16 protein-coding genes and 1 pseudogene are annotated in these 15,615 nt (G+C 44.4%); 10 read left to right on the top strand and 7 right to left on the bottom strand.

Annotation, left to right across the window (positions count from 1 at the left end):
* Window positions 1-57 precede the first annotated feature (57 nt).
* Complete coding sequence (locus tag L5M28_RS17520; protein ID WP_263196741.1) at window positions 58-210, top strand: hypothetical protein; 153 nt, start codon at window positions 58-60, stop codon at window positions 208-210.
* Between the two features lie 339 nt (window positions 211-549).
* Here L5M28_RS17520 and L5M28_RS17515 read toward each other — a convergent pair whose 3' ends face one another.
* From L5M28_RS17515 to fccA, 4 genes are all read right to left on the bottom strand, one after another.
* On the bottom strand, window positions 550-837 hold the full coding sequence (locus L5M28_RS17515) for a hypothetical protein (RefSeq protein ID WP_263204081.1): 288 nt from the start codon (window positions 835-837) through the stop codon (window positions 550-552).
* A gap of 49 nt (window positions 838-886) precedes the next feature.
* Window positions 887-1,624, bottom strand: a complete 738-nt coding sequence (locus tag L5M28_RS17510; RefSeq protein WP_263204080.1) for a dienelactone hydrolase family protein — start codon at window positions 1,622-1,624, stop codon at window positions 887-889.
* A gap of 68 nt (window positions 1,625-1,692) precedes the next feature.
* The gene (locus L5M28_RS17505; protein ID WP_263198678.1) at window positions 1,693-2,682 is read right to left on the bottom strand and encodes a 2-hydroxyacid dehydrogenase; all 990 of its coding nucleotides are present in this window, start codon (window positions 2,680-2,682) and stop codon (window positions 1,693-1,695) included.
* Between the two features lie 257 nt (window positions 2,683-2,939).
* Window positions 2,940-4,733, bottom strand: coding sequence for a fumarate reductase flavoprotein subunit FccA (fccA, locus tag L5M28_RS17500; protein ID WP_113939829.1), 1,794 nt, complete (start codon window positions 4,731-4,733; stop codon window positions 2,940-2,942).
* Window positions 4,734-5,231: 498 nt separating this feature from the next.
* On the opposite strand from fccA, the gene L5M28_RS17495 reads away from it, so the two are divergent.
* From L5M28_RS17495 to L5M28_RS17485, 3 genes are read left to right on the top strand one after another with little or no spacing between them, the layout of a single operon-like run.
* The gene (locus L5M28_RS17495; protein ID WP_113939830.1) at window positions 5,232-5,642 is read left to right on the top strand and encodes a hypothetical protein; all 411 of its coding nucleotides are present in this window, start codon (window positions 5,232-5,234) and stop codon (window positions 5,640-5,642) included.
* Between the two features lie 5 nt (window positions 5,643-5,647).
* Window positions 5,648-6,217: a class I SAM-dependent methyltransferase gene (locus L5M28_RS17490; protein ID WP_263195888.1), complete on the top strand. Its 570-nt coding sequence runs from the start codon at window positions 5,648-5,650 to the stop codon at window positions 6,215-6,217.
* 30 nt (window positions 6,218-6,247) lie between these two features.
* A complete protein-coding gene (locus tag L5M28_RS17485) occupies window positions 6,248-6,538 on the top strand; it encodes a hypothetical protein (RefSeq protein ID WP_105250069.1) in 291 nt (96 codons plus the stop codon).
* An 81-nt stretch (window positions 6,539-6,619) separates the two neighbouring features.
* On the opposite strand, the gene L5M28_RS17480 is transcribed toward L5M28_RS17485, so the two are convergent.
* From L5M28_RS17480 to L5M28_RS17470, 3 genes are all read right to left on the bottom strand, one after another.
* Window positions 6,620-6,805: a hypothetical protein gene (locus L5M28_RS17480; protein ID WP_028759392.1), complete on the bottom strand. Its 186-nt coding sequence runs from the start codon at window positions 6,803-6,805 to the stop codon at window positions 6,620-6,622.
* Between the two features lie 86 nt (window positions 6,806-6,891).
* Window positions 6,892-8,325 carry a cytochrome C biosynthesis protein gene (locus L5M28_RS17475; RefSeq protein WP_263195887.1) on the bottom strand — a complete coding sequence of 478 codons (1,434 nt, stop codon included), beginning with the start codon at window positions 8,323-8,325 and terminating at the stop codon, window positions 6,892-6,894.
* A 275-nt stretch (window positions 8,326-8,600) separates the two neighbouring features.
* The gene (locus L5M28_RS17470; RefSeq protein WP_263183275.1) at window positions 8,601-9,026 is read right to left on the bottom strand and encodes an organic hydroperoxide resistance protein; all 426 of its coding nucleotides are present in this window, start codon (window positions 9,024-9,026) and stop codon (window positions 8,601-8,603) included.
* Window positions 9,027-9,165: 139 nt separating this feature from the next.
* On the opposite strand from L5M28_RS17470, the gene L5M28_RS17465 reads away from it, so the two are divergent.
* The 6 genes and pseudogenes from L5M28_RS17465 to L5M28_RS17440 all read left to right on the top strand — a co-directional run.
* Window positions 9,166-9,663 (top strand): MarR family winged helix-turn-helix transcriptional regulator, encoded by a 498-nt coding sequence (locus L5M28_RS17465; protein ID WP_263195886.1) that lies wholly within the window; start codon window positions 9,166-9,168, stop codon window positions 9,661-9,663.
* A gap of 137 nt (window positions 9,664-9,800) precedes the next feature.
* Complete coding sequence (locus L5M28_RS17460) at window positions 9,801-10,976, top strand: glycerol-3-phosphate dehydrogenase/oxidase (RefSeq protein WP_263204079.1); 1,176 nt, start codon at window positions 9,801-9,803, stop codon at window positions 10,974-10,976.
* A 109-nt stretch (window positions 10,977-11,085) separates the two neighbouring features.
* The gene (gene rlmC, locus L5M28_RS17455; RefSeq protein WP_263195884.1) at window positions 11,086-12,258 is read left to right on the top strand and encodes a 23S rRNA (uracil(747)-C(5))-methyltransferase RlmC; all 1,173 of its coding nucleotides are present in this window, start codon (window positions 11,086-11,088) and stop codon (window positions 12,256-12,258) included.
* A 200-nt stretch (window positions 12,259-12,458) separates the two neighbouring features.
* Window positions 12,459-13,607 carry a chromate efflux transporter gene (gene chrA, locus L5M28_RS17450; RefSeq protein WP_263204078.1) on the top strand — a complete coding sequence of 383 codons (1,149 nt, stop codon included), beginning with the start codon at window positions 12,459-12,461 and terminating at the stop codon, window positions 13,605-13,607.
* Between the two features lie 127 nt (window positions 13,608-13,734).
* On the top strand, window positions 13,735-15,375 hold the full coding sequence (locus tag L5M28_RS17445) for a methyl-accepting chemotaxis protein (protein WP_263204077.1): 1,641 nt from the start codon (window positions 13,735-13,737) through the stop codon (window positions 15,373-15,375).
* A gap of 97 nt (window positions 15,376-15,472) precedes the next feature.
* A pseudogene (locus L5M28_RS17440) lies at window positions 15,473-15,615 on the top strand (IS982 family transposase); the annotation flags it as partial.

Genomic DNA, 15,615 nt, shown 5'->3' with positions numbered 1-15,615 from the left:
AGTTTTTTGTTTTACAGATATGATGATTCGGCATTGCATAAATTGGAGGATGAGAGCATGCAAGCGGAAGTACAGAACAAGTTTGAAGGCTATTCTGCGCATATAGCGCCCTTGCTATTGCGGATTCGAATTTTGATTTTTTCGATTGCCGAAGTGCAGGATTTAGGTGCGGTGGAAGAGAGCTTAAAATGGGAGCACAGTGAGATTTGACTGGAAGCCTAAATATCCCGAACAATATTACCTATTCTTTAATTGTAAAACTCAGCTGGTTGATACATTTCGAGAGCTCTATTCAGACATACTGCAGTTTGAAGGGAATCGAGCCATAGTGTTGAATATCCATGATCCCTTGCCAGAATCCGCAATTTCCAATGTATTGAATTATCTTTGAATGCAAAAGTATCAAATATCTACCTTTACTAGGCGCTTAGTTTAATTAAATAAAAAGATGATGAATCACTAAAACTATAATGTTAGTTTTAGTGATTCACTTGATTCGAACAATTCTGAACTTAGATCATTAGGTGTATTTTAGATAATTACTGAACGCTATTTTAACGAGGCGATAAAGGCTTCAGACTTTTGGCGGTAGGATTCTTCAAATGCAATGATAGCAGCTATGATGCCAGAGCCCAAAAGCACTTGTAGAGAGGGGATAAGAGTAGCTATACCCATTGTCGACCAAAAGTTAAGGCTAAATCCACGTGTCATCCAAAACTGACTCGCTAGGCCAATTAATGAAAGCACGACGGCTAATAACGAAACAACGGTTGTTACTCGGGTAATCATTAATAGTAATGCTAAGTTTTTTGAGGATAAATTTTTATAGGGTTTCATTTTTACTCTTTCCTTAAGTATTTAATATCTTGTATGTTTAATTTATAAACTAGTGAAGCACTCTTTGAAAAAAAGCTACCGCTTGCAGGTACATTTGCAGTGCGAGTGCGGGATCATAGCGTTCGCCTTCATCACGCATAAAGGCGTGTTGGGCGTTGACTTCAAGCCAAGTGAAGTTACGGTTCAGCGCCATTAATTGCTGGTGGATTAGTACTCGTCCCTCCGCGGATACGTGGGGATCTTGCTTGCCGAACACTAACACTAATTCCCCTTGAATATCACCGCTGCGGCTCAATGAGTCATTACCGTAAGCGCAGGGTAGGGTGTTGGAATGAATGTCGGTAGGATAGAGGCAAAATGCACCTAAAATAGCGGGGTTGAGTGCGGCGCGGTAGGCTAAGTGGCCGCCGATACACACGCCCATAGAGCCAACTTTGCCATTGCAGTAAGTTTGTTGAGTGGCAAAATCGATCAGTGCTTGGGTATCGCTATCGTGGTGCTCTAGGGGTTTGGCAAATTTATCGGCGTTACCTTTATCTTTACCTGATTCATCATAGGCCAGCACAGCGCCTAAAGGATTCAGTTCATGGAACACTTCGGGTACTAACACCACAAAACCGTGGCCAGCAAGAATAGTGGCGGTGCGGGCGATGGGCGCAGTTTGCTGAAATATCTCGGAATAAAAGATGATACTTGGGAATATTCCCTGTGCTTCTGGGCGATAGATGTAGGTACGCATTAGCCCGGAAGGCGTGGAGATATCCTGAATTTCCTGAGTCACTAACATATTTATATTCCTCTATGAGGCTTCAAACGTTGAAGCCTCACTTTAGCAGTCAGGATTTTATCTGTCAGTTAAAACAATTCGTTACCTGAGAGTTCACCGGCACATAGTGCTTTTATATTGTTCAAGGTCGTTTTGGCAATGGCGCCTAGGGCTTCTTCGGTGAGGAAGGCTTGGTGACCCGTGAAAATCACGTTATGGCAGGCTGATAAACGACGGAATACATCGTCTTGAATAATTTCATTCGATTTGTCTTCGAAGAACAGCCCTTTTTCGTTTTCGTATACATCGAGCCCAAGCGAGCCGATTTGCCCCAGTTTTAATGCTTCCATTGCGTCGAAAGCATTGAGTAAACCACCGCGGCTGGTGTTGATCACCATGACACCGGGTTTCATCTTGGCGAAACTGGCTTGGTTTAGTAAATGACGGTTATCCGCGGTCAACGGGCAATGCAAGCTGATGATATCGCTGTTGGCATAAATAGAGTCGAGATCTTGATATTCAACATTCAGCGCGATGACAGCCGGATTGATAAAGGGATCGAAGGCAATGACTTTACAGCCAAAACCGAGCAATACCTTGATGGTTGCTACGCCGATTTTACCTGTACCAATCACGCCGACGGTTTTGCCGAACATGTTAAAGCCGACTAAGCCTTCGAGGGAGAAGTTGGCATCGCGGGTGCGTTGGTAAGCTTTGTGGATTTTTCGATTCAGTGTCAACATCAGTGCGACTGTGTGTTCGGCCACGGATTCAGGAGAATAAGCTGGTACGTTAACGACTTGCATGCCTAAGCGTTTAGCGGCAACTAAATCGACGTTGTTAAAGCCAGCGCAGCGCATGGCGATAATTTTTGTGCCACCCTTAGCGAGTTCGACCAGAACTTCTTCACAGAGTGAATCGTTGACGAAGGCGCAGACAATTTCAAAACCTTCGGCAAGCTTCACTGTTTGCATGCAGAGGCGATAATCGAAGTACTCAATTTGTGCACCAAACGCAGCATTTGTGCGGTTAAAGTGCTGCATGTCGTAATGTTTCGCGCTAAAAAATCCAATTCTCATTTCAGTCACCTAACGGGTTTGCTGATGTAATTATCTGGCAAAGAGTGTAAGTGAGTTAGGGCTTTTTGTCCTTAGCCTTAGAAAATTCCCCGTTAAAAGAGTGAGCTTTATCATCAATTGGGAATAAAAAAGCGAGCCCCTGACGGCTCGCTTATTGATTGACTGCTTTTACTTGAAGTGTTCAAGCTAGAGCTCTCATATTGAAAGTCGTACTATATGAGCTGAGGGCTAGTCCTTTAACCCTCCGTTATTGCATTTTACTTTTTGTCTTTAGCGTATTTAGCTGCAGATGCACCCGCGATACGGCCATAAGTAACGATATCGGAGATAGCATTACCACCTAAGCGGTTAGCACCGTGAACGCCACCTGTGACTTCACCTGCTGCATATAAACCATCAATAGGTTTGCCTGTTTTTTCACTCTTCACTTCGGCTTTAGTATCGATCACAACACCACCCATAGTGTGGTGAACTGCTGGCGCGATTTCGAGAGCGTAGAAAGGTGCAACAACTAATTCACGTGGTAAATCAGGACGTTCAAATTGAGCATCTTTACCTGATTTAACAAAGCCATTATAAGCTTTCACTGTTTTAGCGAGTTCGGCCGCTGGAATATCTAACTGTTTAGCCAGATCTTCAATTGTTTTGCCTTCTTTAACAATGTTCAGGTGCACATAGCCTTCGATGGCTTTTAAGCTCTTACGGATAGAGTCATCGAATACCAAATAAGCACTTTCGCCTTTTTGTTGCAGAATCGCGGCAGACGCTTTGTCACGGGTGGTGATTTCGTTCATAAAGCGGTTACCTTCACGGTTAACCACGATCGCACCGTTACCACGTACCGCTTCGGTGATCATTACACCACCAGCAGGTGAATAAGTTGGGTGAGCTTGAATAAACTCTAAGTCGCGAGTTGCCGCGCCAGCTTGTAATGCCACGTCTAAGCCATCACCTGTAGCACCTGGGTGGTTAGTCGCTTTAAAGCCTTTTAACTTAGGATCGTACTTAGCTACACGATCGTTATTTTTCGCAAAACCACCCGCTGCGATAACGACAGCGTCAGCTTTGACAACGTAATAACCTGTGTATTCACCCTTCACTAATACGCCGGTAATTTTACCGCTCGCATCTTCAAGAATACGTACTACACGGCTGTTTAAGCGGATGTCAGTACCACGTTTCACTGCATTGTCCCATAGAACTTGTGCTACGTGTGCACCCACGCCAGCGCCGCCTGTTGGACGGTGACTACGGTTAACACTTGCACCACCCATACGACCTACGTCAGTCATATCGGCACCCATAGAGGTTAACCAATCGATAGAGTCTGATGAGTTGTTGGCTAAGGTTTTGACCAGTTCAGGATCGTTAATATTGCGACCACCTTTCATGGTGTCGTCGATCATGATTTGTTTCTTGTCTGCGATACCTAGTTTAGCCTGTGGCTTAGTTTCTGCAGCATTCATACCGCCAGCAGCAAGTTTAGTGTTTCCGCCTGGGATAGGTTCTTTTTCAAGCAGGATAACTTTAGCGCCTGCATCACGGGCTGAAACGGCTGCAGCAAGACCTGCACCACCTGAACCTATGATCACGACATCAGTGGTTTCTTTTGCGCCAGCGGCAATGGCTTTATCTTGAGCAGCTTTGTCTGCATCAACAGGCACAAACTTACGTTCCCACTTACCACCGTAAGGCATATCAAAGCCGAAGCTGTGACAAGCATCGCAATAGGTGACTGATTTTTCATGACCTTTATGGCAGCTAGTACAAGCAATTTCGCCAATTAGGTGAGATTTATGGGGTGATACTTTATCTTTAGGTGCAGCGGCGGCCAGTTCTTTTAAATCACCGTGGCAGCTAACACACTGAGCATTTTCATGGGTAAGGTTGTCGTTGGTGACGCCACCTTTGTCTGATACGTGGCAGCTGTCGCAGCTACCCATTTCACCGTGAAAATCGGCTAGCACTTCTGGTGCTGCATAGGCAGTACCTGCCATAGCGCCAGAGATCAGCATGGCTAGTGCTGTTTTTTGAATCTTTCTTGTGAACATGATAGTTCCTCCGCCGTACATTCATCTACTTAATAAGGGTTATTCATCGTGGCGTGATATTTATTTTTTACGCAGCTCACGCACTGTTAGAGCATTCTCCATTTGCAAATTTAGCACTATCTAAAGAGGTATATGTGTGTTCAGATCACATAACCTTTGTTACAGCGAAAATAACATATTTAAAATGTGCAATCGGATGGGAAATATTAATGAAGTTGAGACTAATCACTGCTTCAATACGGTATAACATGCGTGAGTTAACATATTGAATGGATTGATTTTAACTTTATAAAATAAAAATGGTATGAATTATGGTTTTGGTAGCGTGTTTTATCTATTTGTATTTTATAGATATTATAATTTAATCTTGTATATTGAGGTGATGGCTTATTTATTTTTATATATTCTATAAATAATGTTATTTCAAAAGCCTTTATTGTATAAAATTATATTATCATTTTAATTAAATGTTACGCAATTGATTCTTAAGGGGTTGTAATGCACAAACAAGGCATATCAGAAAAACGTTTTTGGTTTCAACGTTTGAGTAAAACCAGTTTAAGAGCATTACATATTTTAGGGATCGTTGGTGTTGGTGGTGGCATTTTATTAGATGTAAATAAAGTGCAATGGTTGAGTTATTGGTATCTCGCGATGACGACGGGCAGCATATTAATGTTATGGGAAATCGTAAGGGATTGGCGCTGGCTGATCCAGCTTAAGGGAGTGTTAACTTTAGTAAAAATAGGCTTGCTTGGCCTGTTTGTGCCGCTGGCTCATTACAAACCTGAGCTGTTAATCGTGATACTTTTTTTGTCAGTGATCGTGTCCCATGGTCCTGCAGGGCTCAGGCATTATTCTATTGTGCATCGTCGGCAAATTGACTCGAAAAAAGAAATTAAGGGCTAATTGATATGTCTGTAACCCATACGTCAACTTTAACGCCTGCCGCGTTAATCACAGAGTTCGCTTGGCCTAATCCATCTGTGTCTAACTTAGACTTGAGTTGCTTCGATGGACTTAAGGTGCTCGATCTCGCTTGCGGTTCTGGGCGTAATGGTTTGTGGTTTTTAGCGCAAGGGGCTGAAGTGACTTTTATCGATCGAGATTTGTCAGCCATGTCACACATTGATCAGGCTAATGCTTACAAATTACAAAGGGATTTAGAAGCAGAGGCAGGACCATTATTGCCGGTTGAAGAGTACGATATTGTCTTAGTATTTAATTATCTGCATCGCCCATTACTGCCACAAATTGCTAGGGCGGTTAAGAGCACAGGCCTTATCGTCTATGAAACCTTTACAATGCAACAGGCGCAGATAGGTCGGCCACGCAACCCAGATTTCTTACTTACTGAAAATGAACTCAAATCAGTGTTTGCTAACTGGCAATCTTTACATTACTTTGAAGGTCGATTATGTGATCCGCAGTCCACTCAAAGCAGTTATAAAGCCCAGTTGATTGCGCGAAAACCTACAACGTAAATTTATTGATTGAGACTCAGAGGTCGTAGGATGTTTCCCTATCCAGAGCAATATCGCATTGCAACGCCGCCGTTGACGACCGCCTTTATGGTGGCGTGGGCTTTATTCAGTCACAGCTTATTTTCCGATGCAAACCCTGTCGCACTCTATCCGCTGTTAGCGCTATTTCCTTTGGTGATTGGATTACACTTATATTTGATTTTGTTAGCAAAAGGAATGGGGCGACTCGATCAGTGTTTCTATGCCTTAGTGCATATCCCACTGGCGTTTGTGGTGTGGACATTCACTATTATGCACGTGAATGGTAACGCTTTTTCTTAAATTCGCCTGACGTTTTAGAGAAAATAACAAAAAAGCGCCCTGATAATCAGAGCGCTTTTTTTGATTTTGTATTGCTAACAATTAGGCCGTGGTGTTGATGTTGTGGCCTGCATTGCCTACGGGTTTTGGCGCCGCAGCTGCAATTAAATCTACCGCGATTTTACCTTCGGCTTTTTGCTGCTCTTTTGCTAACTGAGCAACCTTAACGCCAATTGCACCATTTTCTAGATTCGGTGCGATAGCTTGTGTATTCAGTGAAATTGACATAACTAACCTCAATTGTAAGCTGGATCCCTTTATCGGCAAACCCACGGTTAACTTTAGTCGTTACACATGAATTTGCCAATCTGCAATTATTTTACCTTGGCCGTGAGCAGTTTTCGGCCGATGACAATTATTGCTGTAACGCCTAGTGAGCCTAAAATCAATCCGAGTGCCAGACTCACATTTTGCAGTGCTGTTGGGTCAATAACCAGTGCGATACCCATCCCCAACATCATCACGCCTGACATAAGTTTCAGGGTTTGGCCTTCTTTTTCGGTTAACTTACGTTTGCCTAAGGTCGCACTGAAAACGATAACAATAATAGCCAGCGGGATCACATATACAATATTGTATAAAACCAAATACATATAGCGTTCAATGTCTGGCAGATTGTGCATAGATAGCACACTGGTGTAGATCATTGGGAAGCCTGCGGTGCAAAGTAACTCATAGGCATTGGCGAGGATAGCTAATACGGTAGAACCTATGAGTAACGCGCCTAAGTTACTGGAATTGGATAGTTTCCCCATGCGTTTTATTAGACTCGTACGATTTTCTGCCGACATCGATAGTGTCACTTCTCCCTTAGTAAAGAAGTAATCTTTGATATTGATGGCTCCTGCGATCAAAGCTAAACAACCCGCCGCTAAAATGATCATACCGCCATCACTGCCTGCCCCCAGCAGTTGGAAGATGTTTAGCCATGCCGTCATAAACAGGAAATAAATAAAGCCGGAGAAGAATACGAAAATCCCGCCGACGAGTAACATGCGGCTGCGACTCTTGGCATTAACCATTATCGACAGTAAAAATAGCAACACAAAGAAGGCACAAGGGTTAAAAGCATCGACACCTGCGAGCACTAAGGTGAGTAACGGCAGAGACATAGTCTCAGGTGTCACTACTCCCACTAAAGGTAATTCAACGGGTTGAACTTCAGGCTCTGCAACGGACTCGCTTAAGCTGGTGGCATCACAGGTGCCTTCACCAGTATCTGTGCCACAAGTGCCAAAGAGCGGTGCATCTGTTTGAGCGCTTGTGGTTGTGCTGGTGGCTCCTTTAGTGGGGAGGTCAGCGTCGCTCAGTTTACCGCCAAGGGATAAATAACAATTCTTCAGTCGATTGACTAAAAATTCACCCGTTACCGCTTCACTTGAATATCCCACAATGGCCTTTTCACAACTTGCCATATAGGGTACTGAGCGTGCTTCTGTACTGGTTTTGGAGGCGATATTTTGCCAAATATCCTGCACGCCGGGATCTGACACCCTATGGGATTCGAGTTCTATCCAAGGGTATTTTTGCGGTAATGAATCAATGAAGGGATGGGCCTCTGCACAGTGCGGACAGGTTTTTGACCAAAAGAAATACAGCTTAATTTTGAGCTCACCCTGATCATTCGCATAATGCCACGTTCGATCCGCTGAGCTTGAGGGTGTTGTCTCGGCCCAGCTCGGGATAGAAAAGGCAAAGAGGAATAATAGCGAGCAAAAGAGAGATAATTTCGATAGATATTTTGTCATAGCGCCTCCCACAGAGAGTGGGTTTAAGTATCGTCAAACGGTTCGATTATCTCTTACTCTACTTAAATCAATCATTTTGATTAAATTAGATATTAAGAAGTGTTAGTTAACTCGCGAATAATAATTTTTTGGGAACTGAAACCAGTTTATCTCCCTGTGAAATGGTGTGATGCACACTCACTCTCAGCTTGAGTCGTTATTGGCTAATAAAGAATAAAGCACCCGAGGGTGCTCTATTTCTGACGTTATCAACAGGTGTCGATGATGGGTTATGGTTAGCCTAACGTTACGCCATTTACGCTAAGTTTCACGTCGATATTATTGCGCGTGGCGTTCGAGTACGGACAAACTTGATGCGCATGACGCACTAGGGCTTCTGCGGCTTCTTGCGGTAAATCTAAGCTGACTTCTAAGGCAACCGCTAATGCAAAACCACCGGCGTCATTGGCACCAATCCCAACAACTGCACTGACTGGCGCTTCGGTAATATCCACTTTGCCGATTTTTGCGACGTGCAGAATGGCGTTTGAGAAACAGGCGGCATAACCTGCGGCAAACAGTTGTTCAGGATTCGTGGCGAGACCGCTACCGCCCATGGCTTTTGGATAGGCTAAAGCGACATCAAGTAAACCATCATCAGTGCTGACTTGACCTTGACGACCCGCTTTTGCTGTGGCACGTGTTTCATAAAGTGTTTTCATAGTATTAGACCTTCTGAGGTTAAGGATTAAGTAAATCGATTTAAATTGCGCGCAATTCAATTGTGATAAACTATAATTCGATCTTTGGTGTGAATGCAAGTATATTGTGCGCAATATATTTAATTTGTCGGATCTTCCTATGGCAACAACTCAACCCAACACCCGTGTTAATCCTGTCGATATGGCAGAAAATACCAGCACAGAGAATGCCTTATGTCTTGAGAATCAAGTGTGCTTCTCACTTTATAGTGCTGCAAATGCTATGGTGCGTGCCTATCGGCCTTTGTTGGACAAATTAGATCTAACCTATCCGCAGTACTTAGTCATGCTAGTGCTATGGGAAGAGCAGGGGATTAGTGTCAAAACCTTAGGCGATAAACTTTTCCTCGATTCAGGCACGTTAACGCCATTGCTGAAGCGGCTAGAATCTAAAGGATTAGTGACTCGCGGGCGTAGCGAGCAGGATGAACGCGTGAGAGTGCTGGCCTTAACGCCTGCAGGACTTTCCCTCAAAACACAGGCAAGTGAAATTCCCCATTTGATGCGTTGCAAAGTCGGCGGCGAGGCGAGCGAACTAAAAGCCTTAAAGACTATGTGCGATCAAGCACTTAAGCAATTACATGCCAGTATTGATTAAACTCTTATCGTCGAGATTTGATCTAAGATTAACTTATTGACATATTAACGCTTATTAGCGGTTCGACTGAGCGTAATGAGTTGTATGCTTGAGGCTCAGCGGGTCAGTCGTCTATTGAAGGTTAGCGAGAGTGAGTTATGGCCTGTTTCGATGTAGCCATTATTGGCGGTGGGATCAGCGGTGTTGGCATTGCCCAATATGCGGCAGCAGCGGGCTATTCCACCTTGCTGATTGAAAAGGGCGAAATTGGCGGCCAAACCTCAGCGAATTCCAGCAAGCTTATCCACGGTGGTTTACGCTATTTAGAAACCGGACAAATTAATTTAGTCCGTAAGTCATTGCTTGAAAGGCGACATTTACTCAATCTTGCGCCATCACTTGTTAAAGCTGTGCCCTTTTATATTCCCGTGTACGACAACAGTCTGCGCAGTCCTTGGACCATTCGCGCAGGACTGAGTATGTATGTACTGCTGAGTGAATTTGATCCTTTAGGCCAATTTGTGTCAGTACCTGCTGTGCATTGGCATCGTTTCAAGGGATTAAAACTCTCTGGATTAAAAGCCGTATTTCAGTACTGGGATGCGCAGACCGACGATAAACTATTAACTCAAGCGGTGGCGCGTAGCGCACAGGCACTGGGCGCTGAAGTGTATGCCGAGGCTGAATTTCTTGAGTTGGAACACAAGCGCGAGACCTGTGAGCTGAGTTTTAGCCACAGGGGCGAAATCCATAAAGCCGAAGCGAAGCTTGTGATTAATGCTGCAGGTCCTTGGGTAAATGCTGTTTTAAGCAAAGTCTTGCCCCCACTTTCGGGTGTTGAACTCGATTGGGTGCAAGGCGCCCATGTGTTACTGGATATTCCTGCGCCCGATGGTATCTTGTACTTAGAGTCATGCTTCGATAAACGGGTAATATTTGTGATGCCTTGGTATGGTCAAACCTTAGTCGGCACCACAGAAACTGAATTAACCTCTTTAGATAAGCCGCCCCAAGCGACCGAGTCTGAAATTAATTATCTGCTTGGTATTTATAAGCATTACTTCCCGCTAACGCCGGAGATTGATGAACTTAAGGCTTTAATTACCCAAACCTTCTGCGGTATTCGGGTTTTACCTAAGCAAAATAGCCAAGCCTTTGAGCGACCGCGGGATACCTTGATGAAAACATCAATTTCCCATCCGCGAATACTCAGTTTATATGGCGGTAAGTTAACGACGTTTCGCAGTACCTCAGCCGAAGTGCTTGAATGGATTGAAAAGGCCATAGGTAAGCGGCAGTCTATTGCTGATGTTGATAAACTTACCCTATCTTGAGTGCGCCGTGAATTATGCACTTGATGCTGATTTGAATATGCTTCAAGGTGATTTTTACCTGTAAAACCGCTACAGTGTGGCGCTTTTTTACTGATATCTAGGATCTGCCGTGAATGCTGCTATTGTAAATACCGCCAAGCAATGTGGTTATTTTAACCAAGGTCAGTGCCTTTCTTGCCAGCATATACAACAACCTATGGTGCAGCAAGTGGCGGTTAAGACTCAAATTTTACAGCAACTACTCGCGCCTTTTATCCCAGCTAATTTGCCCGATATTTTTCAGCTGCCGGTAATTGGGGAGGACAGCGGCTTTCGTAATAAAGCTAAAATGGTGGCCTTAGGCGCCGCCCATGCGCCTGTGTTGGGGATTGTGAGCCCAAGTGGCGAGGCGGTAGATCTTTGCGACTGCCTTTTATATCCATCTGATATGCAAGATTTATTACATCGCTTAACACGCTTTGTGCAGCAGGCTGGACTTCCTCCTTATCGGGTAGATAGAGCCAAGGGTGAACTTAAATTTATTCTGCTGACCCGCAGTCAAGTGCGTGGTGAATATCTACTGCGGTTTGTACTGCGGTCCACCAATAGTATCGAACGTATCGAACGTGAATTACCTGCATTATTAGCTGAATATCCGCAAATAAAAGTGGTGTCAGTCAATATCCAACCGGTTCATATGGCAATACTTGAGGGTGATGAAGAGATTTTCTTAACTGAGAATACTAGGCTTGAAGAACGTTTTAATCATGTGCCTTTGTTTATTCGGCCTAAGAGCTTTTTCCAAACCAATCCACACGTTGCGGCTCAGTTATATCAAACGGCCCGTGAATGGGTTGCCGAGTTTTCACCTCATTCGTTATGGGATCTCTTCTGTGGTGTAGGCGGTTTCGGACTGCACTGTGCATCCAAAGACATTACCCTCACAGGGATTGAAATTGAAGCTGAAGCGATTGCCTGCGCGCAAATGTCAGCGCAGATGATGGGGCTCGAAAACGTACAATTTATGGCGCTCGATTCCACCGATTTTGCTAAGGGTAAAAGCGCTGCCGATAAGCCGGATTTGATCATAGTTAATCCGCCGAGGCGCGGTATTGGCGAGGCACTATGTCAGTCTTTAAGCGAGTTTGCCCCTAAGGCGATTCTCTATTCAAGCTGTAATCCCAAAACCTTAGCGAAAGATCTCGAACATATTCAAGGCTATCACTTAACTAAAGTACAGTTATTCGATTTATTCCCCCACACGGATCATTTTGAAGTCTTAGCTATGTTGGTGAAGGATTAATTTTTTAGCTCATCAATTTATCACTAAGCATTTGTGTTCACTCGCTTTACGACTCTTGAAGTCCGCTCAAACAATCATAAGGACTCTACCATGTGGAGTCTTTGCAATACTTTTATCTGTGCTGCTCGCGTGAAACTTCATCAAAGTGTCTTTTTAGTGGCATAATCTTCAGCACTTTATGCATTGATGGGCGGCGATTTATGCTACAGATTTTCCTACGCTTTTTTACCTTGGGCTTGATGAGTTTTGGCGGACCTGCGGCGCACATTGGTTATTTTCGCCAGACCTTCGTAAATGAACTCGGTTGGCTCGATGATAAGCGTTACGTCAGTCTGGTTGCCTTAAGCCAATTTATGCCGGGGCCAGGGTCGAGCCAAGTGGGCTTTGCCATTGGTTATCAAAGAGGCGGGCTTGTTGGCGCGCTTGCTGCTTTTGCCGGTTTTACACTACCTTCCTTTATTTTGATGTACTTACTGGCGGTAACAACGTCGGCCTGGCTCGCCAATCATTATGTTCAAGGGATGATTTATGGGCTTAAGTTAATGGCCGTCGTTGTGGTTGCCGATGCCGTTCTCGCCATGTTTAAACAGTTCTGCCAACGCAAATCCGCACGCCTATTAATGTTAGTCAGTGCTGCGGCAATTTTGATTGCGCCATCTATGTTGACGCAAATCCTCTTGTTACTCGGCGCCGCCACTATCGGCATCTATAAATTGAGTGCGAGCCAAGATGACACAGTAGCGCTGGCACCGATTCGATTGAATTACTTCTATTTGTTGCTCTTTTTCGTGTTGCTCATCGGCAGTTTTTTTATCGTGGATTTAGGATCTGAAGCTTGGATCTTCGGTGAGTTTTATCGCGTAGGGAGCTTAGTATTTGGTGGTGGTCATGTTGTGCTACCTCTGTTGGAAACTGCGGTGGGTGATACCATAGGTGGCGATCGTTTTCTGACAGGTTATGCCTTTGCCCAAGCAGTGCCAGGACCTATGTTTACCTTTGCGACCTTTTTAGGCGCTGAAGTGATGTTAGATAAGCCCTTCATGGGAGCTTGCATCGCAACCGCAGCCATTTTCTTACCCGGTTTTTTACTCATGCTGGTGGGGTTGAAAAGTTGGCATGCGATTGCCGCAAGACCAAAAATTGCTGGCGCGATAGCGGGAGTGAATGCCTGTGTTGTTGGCTTACTTGCCGCAGCACTTTATCAACCCGTGTTTTCTCAGGCGGTATTCTCAGGTAAAGATATGGCCTTGGTATTGCTCGGTTTTGGTGCATTAAAGTTATTTAAACCACCTATGCTACAACTGGTATTAGGCTTTAGTGTATGTGGTGTGCTGCTTAATATGCTTTGAACTGAGTCGTTATTAATCGAATGTTTATTGAGCAAGATTAAGATTTTGTTACTTTAAGCGCATAGAAATACAACAATCTTAGCTATACTCCGAAGATACAAGTTGTAATCCTTTGGAGCATTCAAGTATGTCTAAGTTGAGTTTGCGCAATAAATTATTATTGCTGTCGCTGTTTCCTTTGATCCTCGCATTATTGGTGTTGATGTCGGTTTCTTATTATGTTGAGCAAGATGCGCTTGCCGATGAGGTGGTTACCTTTAGATCTAAGCTCGTCGGTGAACGTAAACAACAAATCAAAGAAGCTACCGAAATTGCCGCTGGTATAGTGAATTACCAATTATCGTTAAAAGAACAAGGGAATGTGAATCAAGCGCTAAGAGACATACGTTTTGGCAGTGCGGGTTACTTCTTCATGTATGACTCTCAAGGGAAAAATATTTTCCATGCCCTACTTCCTAGCTTAGAAGGGCAAAATAAAATAGATATGACAGATCCCCGAGGCACTAAAATTATTGTCGGTCTGCTCGATGCAGCTAAACGTGGTGATGGTAGTTTTTCCTACTACTATCAAAAACCTAATACTAATGAGCAGATTGAAAAAATCAGTTACGTCATGATGATCCCTGGTACTGACTGGATGTTAGGTACTGGGGCATATATCGATGATATTGAAGCTGTTGTTGAAGATTATCGCGAGACAGTGACTGAGCAAATGGCAGAAAAATCCTTCGCGATTTTGCTGATAGCGCTTTTCCTTACGGGTATTACTGGCTTTATCATTATGATTGCCGCCCACCGTATGGTCGTGCCAATCAAGAATATGGCCGATAACTTAAATGATATTGCTAAGGGCGAAGGGGATTTAACCAAGCGACTTACCGTAAAAGGTGAAGACGAAATTGCTCAACTTGGGCGCTCCTTTAACCTCTTTGTCGATAAACTTCAGCATATTATCGGCGATGTTGCGACAGCGACGGCAAAAGTAAAAACGGCAGCCAATGCGATTCATGATCAAACTAAAGTCATGTCGAGCCAGTTGGTGAGTCATAACAATGAAACCGATCAGGTGGTGACTGCAATCACTGAGATGTCCTCCACTGCGAACGAAGTGGCTAAGAATACCACTCAAGTAGCCGAAGCGACTCACGCTGCTACTGGTGATGTGGCGAATGCACAGCGCTGTGTTGATGCTTCGCTTGAGGAGATTGCGTCTTTAATGTCGCAAATCAATAATGCGGCGGGCAGTATAAAGTCACTCAGCGAGCAATCGCAGAAGATCAACAGCGTGCTTTCTGTCATTGGTGGTATTGCCGAGCAAACTAACCTATTGGCATTGAACGCCGCCATCGAAGCGGCCCGTGCTGGTGAACAGGGCCGTGGATTTGCTGTGGTCGCCGACGAGGTGCGTAATTTAGCCAGTCGAACTCAAGCCAGCACGTTAGAAATCAACGAGATGTTATCGGCACTGCATAAGCTAGTGACCCAAGCCGTGAAAGCCATGGAAGAGAGTCAACAGAGCTGCGTGCGTTCAGTAGATTCTTCTCGCACGATTTCAGACAGTCTGGGGTCAGTGACTTCGGCTGTGACTGCGATTAATGATATGAGTACCCAAATTGCGGCAGCGGCGACAGAGCAAAGCTCAGTAACCGAAGAAATTAACCGCAACGTGTATGCCATCCAAGAGATTGTGAATGAGCTACTGCACTCCAGCGAAGATGCGGCCAGAGTGAGTCTGACGGTATCAGAGGAAGGTATTAACTTAACCTGAACTCGGGATAAGAAATGTTGAACTAATAGCCCTCCAAGTGATCGGATCTTTCGACCAAGAGAAACCCCATCACACCGGAGGGCCTATGCATAAATTAGTGGAAGTGTTTTGCGATGTCGATGATTTTTGCGCTGTTTTCATTCCAGAATGGGAAAAAACGCTGTTAACCGATGGTACACGCAAGCGTCAACGCCCTGGCCGTATGACGATGAGCGAAGTGATGACCATCATCATACTTTT

The sequence above is a fragment of the Shewanella sp. SW32 genome, assembly GCF_025653365.1.
Classification (GTDB): domain Bacteria; phylum Pseudomonadota; class Gammaproteobacteria; order Enterobacterales; family Shewanellaceae; genus Shewanella; species Shewanella oncorhynchi.
This window is presented reverse-complemented; position numbering and strand designations above follow the sequence as displayed.

Coding starts and splice junctions, on each gene's coding strand:
- L5M28_RS17520 (WP_263196741.1), top strand. CDS start 58: ATGCAAGCGGAAGTACAGAACAAGTTTGAAGGCTATTCTGCGCATATA.
- L5M28_RS17515 (WP_263204081.1), bottom strand. CDS start 837: ATGAAACCCTATAAAAATTTATCCTCAAAAAACTTAGCATTACTATTA.
- L5M28_RS17510 (WP_263204080.1), bottom strand. CDS start 1,624: ATGTTAGTGACTCAGGAAATTCAGGATATCTCCACGCCTTCCGGGCTA.
- L5M28_RS17505 (WP_263198678.1), bottom strand. CDS start 2,682: ATGAGAATTGGATTTTTTAGCGCGAAACATTACGACATGCAGCACTTT.
- fccA (WP_113939829.1), bottom strand. CDS start 4,733: ATGTTCACAAGAAAGATTCAAAAAACAGCACTAGCCATGCTGATCTCT.
- L5M28_RS17495 (WP_113939830.1), top strand. CDS start 5,232: ATGCACAAACAAGGCATATCAGAAAAACGTTTTTGGTTTCAACGTTTG.
- L5M28_RS17490 (WP_263195888.1), top strand. CDS start 5,648: ATGTCTGTAACCCATACGTCAACTTTAACGCCTGCCGCGTTAATCACA.
- L5M28_RS17485 (WP_105250069.1), top strand. CDS start 6,248: ATGTTTCCCTATCCAGAGCAATATCGCATTGCAACGCCGCCGTTGACG.
- L5M28_RS17480 (WP_028759392.1), bottom strand. CDS start 6,805: ATGTCAATTTCACTGAATACACAAGCTATCGCACCGAATCTAGAAAAT.
- L5M28_RS17475 (WP_263195887.1), bottom strand. CDS start 8,325: ATGACAAAATATCTATCGAAATTATCTCTCTTTTGCTCGCTATTATTC.
- L5M28_RS17470 (WP_263183275.1), bottom strand. CDS start 9,026: ATGAAAACACTTTATGAAACACGTGCCACAGCAAAAGCGGGTCGTCAA.
- L5M28_RS17465 (WP_263195886.1), top strand. CDS start 9,166: ATGGCAACAACTCAACCCAACACCCGTGTTAATCCTGTCGATATGGCA.
- L5M28_RS17460 (WP_263204079.1), top strand. CDS start 9,801: ATGGCCTGTTTCGATGTAGCCATTATTGGCGGTGGGATCAGCGGTGTT.
- chrA (WP_263204078.1), top strand. CDS start 12,459: ATGCTACAGATTTTCCTACGCTTTTTTACCTTGGGCTTGATGAGTTTT.
- L5M28_RS17445 (WP_263204077.1), top strand. CDS start 13,735: ATGTCTAAGTTGAGTTTGCGCAATAAATTATTATTGCTGTCGCTGTTT.